This is a genomic window from Alkalihalophilus lindianensis, assembly GCF_032843265.1.
GTDB classification, from domain to species: Bacteria; Bacillota; Bacilli; order Bacillales; family Bacillaceae_D; genus Alkalihalophilus; species Alkalihalophilus lindianensis.
In genome coordinates, this window is sequence record NZ_JAWJBA010000002.1 from 411937 (window position 1) to 427999 (window position 16063).

12 protein-coding genes are annotated in these 16063 nt (G+C 42.7%); 5 read left to right on the forward strand and 7 right to left on the reverse strand.

The annotated features are described in order from the left end of the window. Positions 1-474: 474 nt before the first annotated feature. Positions 475-3546: an efflux RND transporter permease subunit gene (locus tag RYX56_RS08675; RefSeq protein WP_317121674.1), complete on the reverse strand. Its 3072-nt coding sequence runs from the start codon at positions 3544-3546 to the stop codon at positions 475-477. A 169-nt stretch (positions 3547-3715) separates the two neighbouring features. Then, complete coding sequence (locus RYX56_RS08680) at positions 3716-4066, reverse strand: hypothetical protein (RefSeq protein WP_317121675.1); 351 nt, start codon at positions 4064-4066, stop codon at positions 3716-3718. Positions 4067-4284: 218 nt separating this feature from the next. Here RYX56_RS08680 and RYX56_RS08685 point away from each other — a divergent pair, with 218 nt between their 5' ends. Further along, positions 4285-6336: an InlB B-repeat-containing protein gene (locus RYX56_RS08685; protein ID WP_317121676.1), complete on the forward strand. Its 2052-nt coding sequence runs from the start codon at positions 4285-4287 to the stop codon at positions 6334-6336. A 128-nt stretch (positions 6337-6464) separates the two neighbouring features. Here the strand turns inward: RYX56_RS08685 and RYX56_RS08690 are convergent, their stop codons facing one another. From RYX56_RS08690 to RYX56_RS08705, 4 genes are all read right to left on the reverse strand, one after another. Beyond that, the gene (locus RYX56_RS08690) at positions 6465-8045 is read right to left on the reverse strand and encodes a glutathione ABC transporter substrate-binding protein (RefSeq protein WP_439108472.1); all 1581 of its coding nucleotides are present in this window, start codon (positions 8043-8045) and stop codon (positions 6465-6467) included. 5 nt (positions 8046-8050) lie between these two features. Continuing rightward, positions 8051-9103, reverse strand: a complete 1053-nt coding sequence (locus RYX56_RS08695) for a M24 family metallopeptidase (RefSeq protein ID WP_317121678.1) — start codon at positions 9101-9103, stop codon at positions 8051-8053. A gap of 224 nt (positions 9104-9327) precedes the next feature. Next, complete coding sequence (locus tag RYX56_RS08700; RefSeq protein WP_317121679.1) at positions 9328-9858, reverse strand: chromate transporter; 531 nt, start codon at positions 9856-9858, stop codon at positions 9328-9330. A gap of 11 nt (positions 9859-9869) precedes the next feature. Further along, positions 9870-10457 carry a chromate transporter gene (locus tag RYX56_RS08705; RefSeq protein WP_317121680.1) on the reverse strand — a complete coding sequence of 196 codons (588 nt, stop codon included), beginning with the start codon at positions 10455-10457 and terminating at the stop codon, positions 9870-9872. A gap of 301 nt (positions 10458-10758) precedes the next feature. On the opposite strand from RYX56_RS08705, the gene RYX56_RS08710 reads away from it, so the two are divergent. From RYX56_RS08710 to RYX56_RS08725, 4 genes are all read left to right on the forward strand, one after another. Then, on the forward strand, positions 10759-11787 hold the full coding sequence (locus RYX56_RS08710; RefSeq protein WP_317121681.1) for a tripartite tricarboxylate transporter substrate binding protein: 1029 nt from the start codon (positions 10759-10761) through the stop codon (positions 11785-11787). A 32-nt stretch (positions 11788-11819) separates the two neighbouring features. Continuing rightward, positions 11820-12299 carry a tripartite tricarboxylate transporter TctB family protein gene (locus RYX56_RS08715; RefSeq protein WP_317121682.1) on the forward strand — a complete coding sequence of 160 codons (480 nt, stop codon included), beginning with the start codon at positions 11820-11822 and terminating at the stop codon, positions 12297-12299. Positions 12300-12314: 15 nt separating this feature from the next. Further along, positions 12315-13841: a tripartite tricarboxylate transporter permease gene (locus RYX56_RS08720; protein WP_317121683.1), complete on the forward strand. Its 1527-nt coding sequence runs from the start codon at positions 12315-12317 to the stop codon at positions 13839-13841. Between the two features lie 67 nt (positions 13842-13908). Next, positions 13909-14358 carry an Lrp/AsnC family transcriptional regulator gene (locus RYX56_RS08725; protein WP_317121684.1) on the forward strand — a complete coding sequence of 150 codons (450 nt, stop codon included), beginning with the start codon at positions 13909-13911 and terminating at the stop codon, positions 14356-14358. 90 nt (positions 14359-14448) lie between these two features. Here RYX56_RS08725 and RYX56_RS08730 read toward each other — a convergent pair whose 3' ends face one another. Continuing rightward, on the reverse strand, positions 14449-16014 hold the full coding sequence (locus RYX56_RS08730; protein ID WP_317121937.1) for a gamma-glutamyltransferase family protein: 1566 nt from the start codon (positions 16012-16014) through the stop codon (positions 14449-14451). Positions 16015-16063 lie beyond the last annotated feature (49 nt).

Below are 16063 nucleotides of genomic sequence, written 5' to 3' on the forward strand. Positions count from 1 at the left end.
AATAACTATCAATTGCTCACACTAAAGTTACATGAAGAGGAGGCGGGGCGATTGGGACGTTTTTGTTTATGTGTAGGGCGGTTGGTGAAGGTCGGTGGGCTGATATGTGCGATTTGATCAGGTTTATGAGCGAGATGGTTGTGGTTATGAGCACTATTTACGGGATATGGGTGATGTCGAGCTGGTTATGTGCGGTATATGAGTTTTATGTGCGGGGCTCATGCTGATAGGCCATATATGAGCGAAACATTTACTCCTCTGCTCTCCGGCTGCCCGACGGCGTATGTGCGAAATTCTCGGGCGTATGTGCGAGCCGCTGCTAGATATGAGCGCTATTCAACAAATATGTGCGACCTCACGCTACTTATGTGCGCTATCCAGATTATATGAGCGAACCGCACACCAGCACCCCTTATATGTGCGAAACCCCAGCTCCCCACCACAAAAAACCGCGCCCAACAGGCGCGGTTTTCATTATGATGCTCGTCGTGCGCGGATGCGCTGTCTGACATTGGACTGCAACAGGTATAATGCAGGCACAATGAAGAGTGTCAGCAGCGTTGAGAAGATCAGTCCGGAGACGATCGCGATTCCTAGCGGCTTAAACAGTGTGCTGTTGCCGAGTGCAACAGGGAGTAAGCCGGCAATCGAGGTGAGCGAGGTCAGCACGATTGGGCGGAAGCGTTGCTCGGCTGCTAGCATAACAGCTTCGCGTGGGTCGACTCCTTCTTTTCTTCGTTGCTCAATAAATTCAATCAAGACAATTCCGTTTCGAACGACAATACCAGCCAAACTGACGGCCCCCATCATCGACATGAAGCCTAGTCCAGTCTGGGTGATAAATAGCCCAATTAGTGCACCGGCGATTGCAAGATAAACGGTGCTTAGGATTAGAATTGGTAGCGTCAGTGAGTAGAACTGGATTGCAATGACAATCAAAATTAAGAAGACAACAACGATAAAAATTTTCCCGATATCAATAAAGACATCGGTTCTAGCTGATGTTTCTCCGCCGATGGACAGGTTGTATGCAGCGTCGTTTGCAGTGACTGCATCGAGGTCTGCACGGGCATCTGCTAGGATTTCATCACTTGAGCGTTCGTTTGGATACGCGCGCACCGTGATCGTTGGGATCGTATTCGCATGTGGAATCCGTGGGTCAGATGTGACTTCTTCTGTTGTCACGACATCAGCAAGCGCAATACTCTCACCCGTCATGCCTTCCACTGTAATATCTTCTAATACGTCAACAGTTAACGAATCAATAGTACCAAATACCATACGCATATCAATTAATTCACCAGGCTGCTGCAGCTGGCCAAGTGGCAAGCCTTCGCCTACAAGGCGTAGTGCTGTAGCGATATCGTCACTTGATAGACCGTTCTCTTCAAGGGCGTCACGATCTGGTGTGACTTGAATCGTCTCGACATTTTCACCGACATCATCATCGACATTAGCAACGCCATCAGTTGCAGCGAGGATGTCTTTGACCTCAGCTGACATCTCGCGCAATGTTTCAAAGTCTTCGCCACTGATCTCAATCGCGATCGGGGCTCCTACTGGTGGACCTGATTCGATCATTGAGACGTTGATGTTTAAATCAGGGAATTGCTCTGGTAATGTTTTATTCCAATTGTTCATTGTTTCGCGTGTTGAGTATTGCTCGCGGTCAATGAAGACGAGGAAATTGGCGGCATTTTCACCTGAAGCTCCGCCTCCCCCTGCCCCAAATAGACGCGGAATATCGGTTCCAACGTAGGTGGAAACAGAGCGAACATGATCAACATCATAGAGCCATGCTTCTAATTCTTCTGCTTGTTCTTCTGTTGCACCGAGTGCGGTTCCTTCAGGGAGCGTCACCTCCACAAACACTTCTTCACGATCTGTGTCTGGGAAGAACTCCAATGGAATAAACGGAATCAGCGCATAGGCAGCTGTTCCAAGCAAGAAGCCTGTTACGACAACGAGGAGTGGGCGTTTTGTAACGCCTCTCATCATCCGCTTTCCATAGAAGCCTGCTGCCTTATCAAACGTTCCACCTAAAAATCCGGCTGGCTTTCTCTCGCTTCTTCTAGTAGGCGAAGCCGTTTTTTCCTTAATCGATCTGTAAATCGGAATTAGGAATAAGGCGACAAATGTTGATGCGATCATCGTTGCGATCAATACGGCTGGGAGTGGACGGATGAATCCTCCGGCTGCTCCTGGCAGCAGCATTAATGGTAGGAAGGTGAAGACGACTGTCAGTGTAGATGTTAAGACTGAGACAGCGACTTCCTTCGTTCCATTGATAGCAGCGTTGATCGGTGTTTCGCCCATTTGTAAGCGGCGTTCGATGTTTTCGTTAACTACGATGCCGTCATCGACCAATATTCCCAAGGCAATAATAAAGGCGATCAGGGAGATTTGGTTCAAGTCGACTCCGATAAATGGCAGCACGATCGCACCTAAGCTGAGTGATACTGGGATCGCTAGGGCGACACTGAGTGCAGTCGAGACATTTAGTCCAAGTGAGCAGACAATGAGAACGGACACAACAGCGATGGCAAAAGAAATCGCGAGGTCACGGAATAGCTCATTGACGAGGTCCGCTTGTGTGTAGAGCAGCGTCATTTCCACGCCCTCTGGCAACTCAGCTTCGATGCGGTCAACGAAGCCATTTAGTTCGTTTTGAGCGCTTGTGACACTGGCGCCTTGTTTGAGAGAGAACGTTAGTGAAATCGCTTCTTCTCCTTCAAATGCTACTTTCTCGGTCACTGGCTTGAATGTTTCATTAATTGAAGCAACGTCGCCAAATTGGATCATTTCACCTTCACCGTCAACACCTACTGGAAGGGTCTCAAGGTCAGATAGATTGGTGAATGTCTCGAGCTCGACGCGGTAATTGTAGGCATCGGTCTTCCACTCACCTGGTGGAACAGCGCTGATTTCTCCATTTAAGGCGCCGATTAGTTGGTCAGTGGAAATGCCAGCATCGGCTAATTCTTCTGGATCGACTTCAATGAGGATTTCTTTTTCAAGCGTTCCTTGCGTTTGCATCGAGACGATATCTGGAAGCTCATTTAAACGCGTGTTCCAGCGGTCAAGAAGGGCATCGACTTCAGGAACGAGGTCTGGGTTATCAAATGTGAGTTGATACGTTGCGAGACCTTGGGTGGAGAGCTCGTTATTGAAGATCGGAGCATTCGCATCATCTGGGAACTCGGCCTGGGCATCAGTCACGCGTTGGCGGACTTCATTCCAAATTTGATCAGTATCGAGGCCTTCTTCTAGTTCAACAGTTAAAAAGGATAAGCCTGGGCTTGAAACCGATGTGAGTGAGGCTATTTCTGGTATTTGCGAGAGGCTTTCTTCTAGTAAATCGGTGACATTTTGCTCGACTTGCTCACTGGATGCACCTGGGTACACCGTTGTTACCTGGGCAATCGGTGGATCAATTTCTGGGATTTCACGTTGCGGGAGTTGCAGGAAGCTCAGTACCCCAACGAGAGTGAACATAATAAAGAATAGAATAGTAATTTTGCGTTTGCGAATAAGCCAGGATATCATTGGCTGTTCCCCTCTCCGAACACGGTTAATTGATTCATCTTATTTTAGACATGTATTATACAACTATTATACAGCTGATTATATACGGTGGGATTTAAAAGTACAATTGAAAGCATTTGGGAATAGGAAAACCGCACCTGGTGTTGGCACGGTTTACTTTTTGAGGTGTCTACCACTCTCTCCATTCTTCTGTACAATCGCCATCCTCTTGGAGTCCTACCGTTCGTGCTGCGCCGTCAATAAATTCATAGAGCTCTTCTCGCTCTTCGGTTTCAATGAAATCATCGTATTCTTCATTGACCTCATTTAGCTTTAGGACGACTCGTTTCACACATTGGATAATTTCATCTTGTGTGGGATTGGGATTGAGCGTTTTTAAGTCATTGATATAGGAGTCCAGAGCTTGATTCGTAGCTGCAATACTTTCATGTGAGTAGAACTCTTCATAGTCTTCGTCTTCTTCAAGTCTTTGTTTCCATTCAAGTGTCGGGTTTTTTGTGATCCAGTCCTCTAGTGTCATAAGGTCCTCCAGTATGGTAGAAATGTAATAGATAGAAAGATTTCGGTATGCCCCTTCGTTAACCCTCTTTATTAGATTGCTTATTTTTCGAGTAAATCGGTATAGATCCGACATACTTCCTAAAAGATTTCCTTTTCCTTTCTATTATTCTTATTTATAATGGGAGTAACATACCATTACCATATTTCACCACAATTTATGACAAGAGAGGAACCTTTATGAAGAGGAAAAAACCTATATTAATTATTGGTAGTTTAATTGGTGTGCTAGTTTTAGCTGCCATTTTAGTGATGACGATTCTTCAAGATGATCCTGCCATGCTTACAATGGAGGATGCGAAGCAATCCTTTGAAGAGCGAGATTATGAATTATGTGCTGATATGTATCAGCAATTATTAGATACAGAACCTACTAATACTGAGGCACGTATTGGTTTGTCTAAATGTTTAGTTGGGTTAGGTCAAGTAGAGGAAGCAGAACAACTTCTATTAGAGGGGATGCAGCTTTCACCCACTGAGCCGACCCTCTATTTGCACACGTCTCAATTTTACTTGGGACAATCTGAGGTTGTTAGGGCCCTTTCTTTATTAAATGAGGGAATTGAACGAACGAATAGTGAAACCTTAACAGAAGCCGTTCAATCGATTGTTTCTAATATTAGTATTGAGAGTGAGCGATCCGTTGTTCAAGTTGGATTTGAGCGTCCTCTTCAGTTGATGTGGAAAGGCAACAGTGGGCAATCCTCCGTTATGGAAGCAGAATGGACGATAGCAGACGATTCAATTGGTGCTATTACTAGTGGTGAATCTGGTGAAGTAATGTTTGAAGCAAAAGAAATAGGTACAGCTACGGTGATCGCTGAAACAGAGTATTTCACAAAAGAGAAGGACATCATGGTTCAACAGCAAGTCGTGGAAGAGTTAACGTTTAACTATGACGAGCCGCAGACAATTGCAATTGATGAAGAGATTGAGCTCTCTGTTCGTGCAACCGATGCTAATGGTGAAGCGATGGCGATCTCCCCTGCTTGGATGCTAGAAAATAATTTTGGCACGCTAAGTTCTACTAACGGTTCGAATACGACATATACTGGACAAGAAGCAGGGATTGAAGCTGTGATTGTCTCGTATCATGATTTGAATTCGATTTTGGAAATACGAATTGATGGGGATCAAAAAACGATTCTCACTCAAACAGAAGGAAACGGATCGATCCTTCTGTCACCACAACAGGACTCCTATGAGGTTGGAACAGAAGTAACGGTAAGTGCTGTTCCACAACTTGGCTGGGAGTTTGTCGAATGGGAAGGCGATCTTTCAGGGTCTGAGATGAAGCAGACGATTACCATTGAAGATAGCTTAACGATTAAAGCGATCTTCAGTAATGGTGGTCATACTTTATCCGTTGAAAAAGATGGAGAAGGAACGATTTTAAGAAGCTCTCTTTCTTCCACCTTCGCACCAGATGAGTCGGTTACATTAACGGCGCGCGCGGACGAAGGATGGACATTCGATGGTTGGCGAGGTGATGTGACAAGCGCAAATGCCTCGATCACATTCCAGCTTGATAGTGATACAACCGTACGAGCTGTGTTTGTAAGAGATGGCCATGACTCTCCTGCAGATGAAACCGAGGGTACGGAAGCGGAGGATAGTGCGGCAACGGATGAAAATACGTACAGTCTAAGTCTGAATACGACTGGTCAAGGGAATGTCGTAACGAACAAGTCAGGCTCGACTTTCCAACCTGGAACTCAAGTCGCCATTTCCGCGGTACCAGCTAGTGGTTGGAGATTTGTACGCTGGGAAGGAAGCGCAAGTGGAAGCAGCGTGCACACTTCGGTCACGATGAACGGAAATCGAAGTGTGACGGCGGTATTTGCAAGAAACGAATCAAATTCAGGTGGTGGTAGCGGCGGAGGACAACAGCAACCAGCTCCTGAGCAACCGAAACCACAACCAGAGGCTCCTAAGCCTCAAGTATATTCATTAAGTACATCTGTTGTTGGTGGCGGGTCCATTTCGGGCGGAGGCGGCTCGTATAAGGCTGGAACGTCTGTCACACTGACGGCCACTCCGAATGATGGATGGAAATTTGTCGGTTGGGGTGGAGCGGCATCAGGTCAATCTGCAACGACAACGGTGACGATGAACCAGAACCGATCGGTGACAGCTAATTTTGAGCGAGTGACGCAACCAGAACCAAAGCCGGACCCTAAACCAGATCCAGTCGACCCACCAGATGATGAGGACGATGATGGTGAAGAGTAATAGGTAGTTACAGAAAAAAAGTATTGAGGGATGACCTCAATACTTTTTTTACTTTAATTTTCCCTAGCTAATTTGATCTTTTATAACTCAAAAAAACACTTGCTGTATGTAACAGCAAGCGCATCTTATTATTGTAACGTTACATCATCAAGCATCATAATACGAGATGGGTGTAACCAAAACCCTTCGACTCCATTTCCAATAGCAGCCACATATTCAGTATGTCTGATTAACACTAGTGGCGCTTCTTCCACTTCAATTTCTTGTGCTTCATGATAGAGAGCTAAACGCTTGTCTGGATCAGATTCTTGACGACCTTCATCAATTAAGCGATCAACTTCTTCATTATGGTAGTAAGATCGGTTTCCGGCATCACCATGAGTGTCTGAGTGAAATAAATAGTATTGATTATAGTCTGCATCCCCAGTCATATTTGACCAACCAAGGATAAACATATCATGCTCCCCTGATCCCGTTTTATCTAAGTAAGCACCCCATTCTAATACTTCAATTGACACATTTATTCCTACTTCTGCAAGTTGAGATTGAACAACCTCTGTAACATCCATCCGTTCTCTATTATCATTTGTCCAGATCGTCGTATCAAAACCATTTTCATAACCTGCTTCTGCAAGAAGTTTCTTCGCTTCTTCAATATTTTGATCGTATCCCTCTAGTTCAGGATGGTATCCCCATACAGCTGGTCCCATAGGTCCTTCCGCCTTAAGGCCCACTCCGTTATAAACATGGTCGACAATCGCCTCATTATCAATTGCTAGATTAATGGCTTGTCTTACCCGTACATCATCAAAAGGCTCTTTATTCATGTTAAACCCGATGTAATCAATCCCTAACCCATCACTGCGATAAAGGTTCATCGATGGGGATTCTTCAATTCTGTTAATATCACCCGTTCCAACCGGCTCTGCAATATGAGATTCACCCGTTTCAACTTCTGCTAGTCGTGTTAAATCTTCTGGAACGACTTTGAATACCACTTCATCAACTTTCATACCCCCGCCCCAATGGTCTTCGTTGTTTGAGAGGACAATTTGTTGGCCCGGTGTCCATGATTCAAATGTTAATGGCCCCGTACCAATTGGGTTATCTGTTAACGGTGTACCATTATAATCTGCTTCAATGGCTTCTGGACTAATGATTCCTCCAGAATAGTGGGCAAGATTCGATAATAAAGGGGAAAACGGATATTCTGTTACAATTTTCACTTCATAATCGCTTACAACCTCAATATCCGTGATCATTTCAAATAAGGAAGCACGTGTTGACCCTACTTCGGGATCAAGGACACGTTCAAGAGTAGACTTAACAGCATCAGCAGTAAACGGTGTCCCATCATGGAACGTTACATCTTCTCTTAAGGTAAATGTCCACGTTAAATCATCGACTCTTTCCCACTCTTGGGCTAGACCTGGTTGAATTTCCATGTCCTGATCTTGAGTAACGAGCGTTTCAAAGATTTTACCGTGGTAAACATTGGCTGAAGGAATGTCTGCTCCGTGATGCGGATCAAGGTGAGTCGCATCAGATAAAACGGCAATATTTAACGTGCCACCTGTTTGTCCTTCCCCATTCCCTTCGTCTCCTGCTTCTACTTCACTTGAATTAGGTTCACTTGCACAACCTGCAAGAACCAAGCTACTGATTAAAACGGCCGTTAACCAACTTTTCACTTTCTTCACTCTGCTCACTCCTTTTATTGTGGATCAATCACTTGTAGTTCTTTTGTTGATTTTGTAGCATTTTCATATCCGTCTTCTCGGATGATGATGAGGTCTTCGATTCGAACCCCACCCCATCCCGGAAGGTAAATACCAGGTTCAACAGTAATAACCATGCCAGGCTCTAACACTGATTTGTCAGTGGACCTCATAGCTGGTTTCTCGTGAATATGTAGGCCAAGTGCATGTCCTAGACTATGGCCAAAATTCTCACCATAGCCCGCTTCTCGAATGATGGAACGTGCCACTTCATCAACTTCACTACACACTTTTCCAGGTCCAATATAGTTGAGAGCTTCTTCTTGGGCCTTATGGACAATTTCATAAATCTCTAGCTGCTTATCATTTGGTTCACCAATCACAACTGTTCGGGTAAAGTCTGAGAAATACCCATCAACGACTGCACCAATGTCCATTTTGACAAACTCACCAGCGTTTACGATTCGATTCGTAGCGGCCCCATGTGGGAGAGCGGATCTTTCTCCTGAAGCGATTACATGGTTCGCCTTGATCCCTTCAGCCCCATTTTTCTTCATCACATATTCAAGCTCGAGACCTATTTCCTTTTCACTTAAGCCTGGCTTGATAAAGCTCAAGATGTGGTTAAAAGCAAGATCACATAACTCGACACCTTTTTTAATTTTCTGAATTTCGCCTTCATCTTTAATCTTGCGTATCTCGTTAACTTCAGACTCTATTGAATGAAACTCACAAGTCGTCGTTTCTTTTTTGACTCCCACTAGGAATCCAACCGTAAGTGAATCCTCGATTCCTACATGACGAACGTTCATTTCTTTTAATTGTTTTCCTAAAGCTTCCTGTAAAACGCCAGTATGCTGTTTGACTTCAAATAATGGCGCCTGATCTTTTGCTTGTTCCGCATACCTAAAATCCGTTAGTAAGAGTAAGTCACTATTTGTAATAAGTAGTGCACCACTCGTTCCAGTAAAATTAGAGAAGTAACGACGATTTTCTTTTGATAGGATGATTACGACGTCTAATTGCTCCTGACCCATAACATTACGCAACTTATTTATCCTGTTTTCAATAAACATAGACACCCCACTCTCAATAATATGAACACAATGTTTTTATAAATCTAATTTAACTTTCCTTTTGATTAGTTATTATACTTAGACACTTACGATTAGACAAGTAGTTTTCTGAAAAATAATTAAATTAAAACTAATTCCAGGGTTATCTACATATAAAAAAGCACTCTAGCTGCATAGCAAGAGTGCTTTTTTTTAATTCACCCTAAAAAGGCTGCCCCATAGAGAAGGGCTCCTATGATTACGAGAGCTGGATGTACTTTAAGCTTTTCTAAAAGAAGCAGGCTAACTAAAGCAATGATAATCGTTTGAACCATTCCAGCAGACACCCATGAAGTAGTAAAAAATTGAATCGCTAATACCCCTAAGAGGATAGCGATCGTCGGACGAATAAGACTAGTCATTTTCTTTACTCTTGGTGAATTTTTAAATTTATATAACAGTCCAACTAAGAACAGCATCGCAATTAAAGACGGGGCAACTGTAGCAAAAAGCGCCACAAACGAACCAAAGACACCTCCGACCTCATAACCAATATGTCCTGCCATTTTCGTAGCAATAGGGCCTGGCAGAGCATTAGCAATGGCAAGTAATTCTCCAAACTCACTTACCGTTAACCAGCCATACCGATCGACAACTTCAGTTTGTATAAGTGGAATAGAAGCAGGTCCCCCTCCATATCCAACGATTCCGGGAATAAAAAATGCAATAAAGATTTCAACATAGATCATTTCAATTCACCCTATCCAGAAACATTTCTTTTTTTCATTTCTTTTTGTTCTTCACGTCTCTTTCCACCCATTACTAATCCATAGATTAATAACACTCCAATCACTAAAGCAGGATGGATCCCTATTAATTCAAAAGCCACCGCACTAATAACAGCTAGTACAAGGGTCTGAGTTAACCCGATGCCTTTTTTTGATTGTTTTAGAAATTGGTACGTCATCACAATCATCATAATCCCAACAACCGGTGTAACCGCTTGGGTCATACCAGCTACAACACTTAAGTCACGATAATTAGATAAAACGCCAATCAAAGCAATCATCCCAACCACGGTTGGAAGTACTGTTGCCACAATTGCATTAAGCAAACCTACAATCCCACCAACTTGATAGCCAATGTGTCCAGCCATCTTTGTTGCGATCGGACCTGGCAGTGTATTACCTATTGCCAGAACATCGGCAAACTCCTCATCTGTCATCCACTTAAAATGCCCAACCACTTCTTTATGAACAAGCGGTATTGTGGACGGCCCACCTCCATATCCGAGAATCCCGGATCTAAAGAAAGCAATAAAGATATCTAGTTGAGTCTTCCAAAACATTACCTCACCTCCAAGTTCAAAATGTCTAATAATATTAAAAAATTAAACATGTCTGATTGTATATAATATCTATTTAATTTACAAATGTTTTTTTAAACTCCTTACACCTTTACTTATGGTAAATACATTAAATTTTATATTTTTTCAAAAAATTTAATAAATTTACTAGACATCGTAGAAATTGTAACCTATAATGCTCATTATACAAAACGGAATCAATTTGACATAAAACCTTACATCATGTCTAACCTATTGATTCAATTCAATCAAAATATTTTATTTTAAGAAGGGGAGATGACTAATGGTCAGAAAATCATTGTTTTTGTTTGGAATTCTTTTACTATCTTTACTCGTAGCTTGTGGCAGTAATGAGAGCTCAGGAGAGGTAGCTGATGAGGCAGCAGAAGGGCAAACCGATAATGACAGCTCAGAAACATCGATTGACTATCCTACCCAAACGATCAATATGATTGTTCCTTGGGGTGCAGGGGGAGACACAGATGTAATCAACCGTATTACGAACGAATATTTAAGCGAAGAATTGGATGGCGTTAATTTTGTTGTAACAAATATCGGTGGGGGCGGTGGAAGCATCGGGGCTCAGGAAGCATTGAATGAAGATCCTGATGGTTATACCCTTTTAGCTGGACATGATTCCATTGGCCTTTCTGAATTAATGGGTAATACGTCTTTCTCTTATTTTGACTTTGAGCCAGTCGCTTTATTAACAAGTGCCTCTCAAATTATTGCAACGAGTGTTCATAATGATTGGGATTCAATGGAAGATGTTGTCGAACAATTAAAAGATGACCCTGGTTCGATTAGCTTTGGGGCAGCATTTGGATCAACAAGTCATACTCTTCCTTTAGGTATTGAAGATGCAGCCGATGTAAAATTCAATATCGTGAACTATGAAGGAACATCTCAACGTACAACAGCGTTACTTGGAAATCACGTTCATCTTGGTGCAACAACAATCCCAGCAGCACAAGAATACATTAAAGCGGATCAATTAAAGCTTCTTGGTATCTCTTCACCAGAGAGAAACCCATCGCTACCGGATGTTCCCACTCTTATAGAACAAGGCATTGATGCTGTCAATGCGACAAATCGTGGATACTTCTTTCCAAAAGACACGCCACAAGAGATTGTCGAGATTATGAGTGATGCCATTGGTCGAGTAGCAGAAAACCCTGAATACATTGCACAAATGGAAGAGATGGGCGTTGAGGTCGTGTACAAGCCACATGATGAATATAGCGAGTATTTAGAAACGAGCAATGATTACCTTGCTGAAATGTTAGAGCGTCAAGGAATTGTAGACCAATAGGATTCGGATTAAGACGAGAGGTGTTCTTGCTTATGATAAAAAAAGATCGTTTAACCAGTATCGTACTCTTGCTAGTTTGTGCTTTCTTCTATTTTGAAAGCAACTCAATTCGGACATCAAATTTAAGCGCGGGGTTAGGAGCTACCTTCTTTCCCCGTTTCCTTTTAGGCTTTATTGCTATTCTTGCAGTGGTCATGTTTATTAATACATTTACGAGAGCCGCTAAAGCAAAAGATATGAAGGAAAATGAAAATAAACCTGATGAGAAAAGCCCTTTAATTGTTTGGGTGATATTTGGAATCTTTGGCGTTTATATTTTACTCATCAACTTTTTAGGGTTCATTTTAAGCTCTGCATTATTTATGTTTAGTATCTACCTTTTACTTACTTGGAAAAAGCGTACAACTAAGCAGCATGTCCTATCATTTGGCGGCATGTTTGTTACCGCTTTTGTTCTATTTTTTATTTTCGAAAAGCTACTCCAAGTGTATTTACCAAGAGGAATTTTTTAAATAAGGAGTAATGTCATGGAGAATCTACTGTTAAGTCTAGAAGCAATCTTACAATGGGATACATTACTCCTCATGTTTATTGGAGTATTAGCAGGGATTATCTTTGGCTCTATCCCTGGCTTTACCATAACGATGGCAGTTGCCCTGACACTCCCATTTAGTTTTGGGTTAGAACCTCTTCAAGGGATCGCCCTTATGATGGGGGTATGGATTGGCGGTGCCTCTGGTGGCCTCATTTCTGCTTGTCTACTAGGGATTCCGGGAACACCATCTGCTGTAGCTACCACGTTTGATGGTTATCCGATGACCAAATCTGGGCAACCAGGGCGAGCGTTAGCCATTGGATTATGGTCATCGTTTTTCGGAGCCATTATCGGTGGGATTATTCTCGTTCTTGCAGCTCCAATGCTTGCGGGCTGGGCGTTACGGTTTGGACCATGGGAGTTCTTTAGTTTAATGGTCTTTGGCTTAAGTGCGATTGCCAGTCTTGGACAAGGCAATCTATTAAAAGGGATAGCAGCAGGATTAATTGGAATGTTTGTCGGTACCATTGGTCTTGATCCTGTACTTGGAACAGAACGCTTTACATTTGGTACAGTCGAAATGCTTGGGGGTTTTGACTTCCTTCCTATTTTAATCGGTATTTTTGCTTTTTCTCAGTTGCTTTCAGAAGTTCAAAATAAGAATAGGCAAACCTTTGATTTCGATAAAAAAGTCAGTCTATCTTATCCCATTGGTAAAACAATTAAAGATATGTTTTCTTCCATTGTGAATGTCGTGCGTTCATCAATCATAGGAACGATCGTTGGGGCTTTGCCTGGTGCTGGATCATCTATTGCTAACCTATTAAGTTATGACATTGCAAAGAAAACATCTAAACACCCAGAAAAATTTGGAAAAGGAACAAAGGACGGAGTTATTGCAGCTGAGACGGCTAATAACTCCTCTGAGGGTGGAGCACTCATTCCAACTCTTGCTTTAGGGATTCCAGGAAGTGCTGTAACCGCTATGATGATGGGTGCTTTACTGATTCACGGTATTCAACCAGGACCTTTCTTTTTGACGACACAACCCGTTCTTGCAAATGGAATCTTTTTATCATTTTTTATCTCGGCATTTTTTATGCTAATCATTCAAACCTTTGGAATCCGTGCGTTTCTACGTATAAATGATGTCCCACTTCACTACCTGCTTCCAATCGTTATTACACTATGTGCCCTAGGAAGCTTTGCCATTAATAACCGAGTGTTTGATATGTGGGTTCTTCTTTTATTCGGGGTGATTGGTTACCTGTTAAAGAAAACCGACTTCTCACTCGCAGCATTTGTTCTTGGCGTTATTTTAGGACCTATGACTGAGGAAAACCTACGTCGTGCACTGGAAACAAATCCAGACCCAATGCTATTTATAAGCAGACCAATTTCAGGAACATTAATTTTCTTAACAGTAGCATCTATTGGCTATGCACTTTACACAAACTATCGTTACAACAAAAAAATTAAAGCAGAACAGCTACCTGAAGATCCTTCTCTAAAAGTTTAACATGACGTAATCTAGCATCTTCGTTATAATTAACTCATCATGACAAACTGAATAAGTGGTGAAAAAAATGAAAATTGACGCTACTGACAAGAAAATTCTTCAATTATTAGTCGAAAATGGTCGCATGTCTTATGTTGATATTGCAAAGGAACTTAACCTCTCAAGAGTAGCCATTCGAGAGAGAATCAATCAGTTGATGGAAGAAGAAGTGATTGAGAAGTTCAGTGTTATCATCAACTCCGATAAAGTAGGAAAGAAAGTATCAGCTTTCTTTGAAGTTGATTGCGAACCTACTCACCTTGTCGAGGTAGCTGAAGCACTTGCCGAGAACCCTACGGTAGCAAGCTGTTATCAAATGACCGGACCAAGCACCTTACATATGCATGTCCTTGTCGACGACTTTGAAGAGCTTGAACATTTTACGAATGAAGAACTATACGCTTTAAAAGGCATTACCCGAGTAGAAAGCCATATTCTCCTGCGGCGCTTTAAGAGTAGAAGTGGTCTTAAGCTTTAGAAGATCCTGCACATGCAGGATTTTTTTTTATGTTGGTTATCGGACAAAAAAAGGTGCACCATTCATATGAATGATACAACCCATTTTTTATTACCATGTTGCTACTTCGCCATCTGTGCGCGGCTCAGTTCCCCCGCATAGTACACCGGTATCATTATTTCTCCAAATGATTTGGCCGCGGCCAAATCCACCTTCATCTACACTACGTTTAATGTTATGCCCTTTACGTAGCAAGGCCTTGGCAATATGATCTGGGAAGTGCGGCTCGACTTCAACAGTCTTATCATTCGTCCATAGCCAGCGAGGTGCATCTAATGCGGCTTGTGGATTCAAATGGAAATCAACAGTGTTCATCACCACTTGAACATGTCCTTGCGGCTGCATAAATCCACCCATCACACCAAACGGCCCAACCGCTTCCCCGTCTTTTGTTAAGAAACCAGGAATAATGGTATGGTATGTTTTCTTTCCCGGCTCTAGGTAGTTATCGTGCTCCGGGTCTAGCGAGAAGTTATTGCCTCGGTTCTGAAGCGAGATGCCGGTTCCAGGAACAACTACACCTGAGCCAAAGCCCATATAGTTACTTTGAATAAATGAAATCATATTCCCTTCCCCATCCGCTGCAGCTAAGTAAACCGTACCACCTTTTTGAGGTTCTCCAGCCTCTGGAGTAAGAGCTTCCTCATCTATCAGTGCTCTTCTGCTCTCTGCATACTCTTCAGATAATATTTGCTCAACAGACACCGACATAGATTTAGGATCTGTGATGTATTTCAGTCCATCTGTGAATGCTAGTTTCATTGCTTCAATCTGCTTATGATACGTATCTACTTCATCTTTTCCTTTGAAGTCGTAACCTTTTAAGACGTTCAAAGCATGAAGAGCGATAAGCCCTTGGCCATTCGGTGGAATCTCCCATACATCATACCCGCGATAATTGACACTAATTGGATCAACCCATTCTGGTTGATAAGCTTCTAAGTCACTTTTACGCAGAAACCCACCATGCTCTTTAGAGAACGCATCGATTTTATCTGCTAGTTCTCCTTTATAAAATGCTTCTGCATTCGTTTCAGCAATCTTTCTTAATGTGTCAGCATGTCCTGGAGACTTCCAAATCTCCCCTGCTCTAGGAGGCGTCCCATCTGGTGCAAATGTGTTAAACCACCCAGTAAATTCTTCACCCTTTCCCACCTTAGAAAAAGTCTCAAATCCCTTTTTCCAATACTTCGCGAGTGTCGGGGAAAGCGGGAATCCATTTTCAGCATAATCAATGGCTGGTGCGAGCGTCTTGGATAAAGGTAGGTTTCCAAATCGCTTCGCAAGTTCAGCCCAAGCACCCGGTGTACCAGGTACAGTAACTGGGATTAAGCCATACTTAGGCAATTCCTTTTCGTGGCCGGCTCCTTTCACTGCATCCGCTGTTAATAATTCCGGAGCTTGTCCGCTCGCATTCAATCCATGTAGCTTATCTTTCACCCACACAAGAGCAAAGGCATCCGAACCAATTCCATTTGAAGTTGGTTCAACGACCGTTAAACAAGCAGCGGTTGCAATTGCTGCATCAATTGCATTGCCACCTTCTTTTAAAATTTGCAAACCTGCTTGTGCAGCTAATGGTTGAGAAGTAGCAACCATTCCTTTTTGACTGTACATCACATTACGTTGCGATGGATAAGGATAATTGAGTGAATCAGCTTCCAAT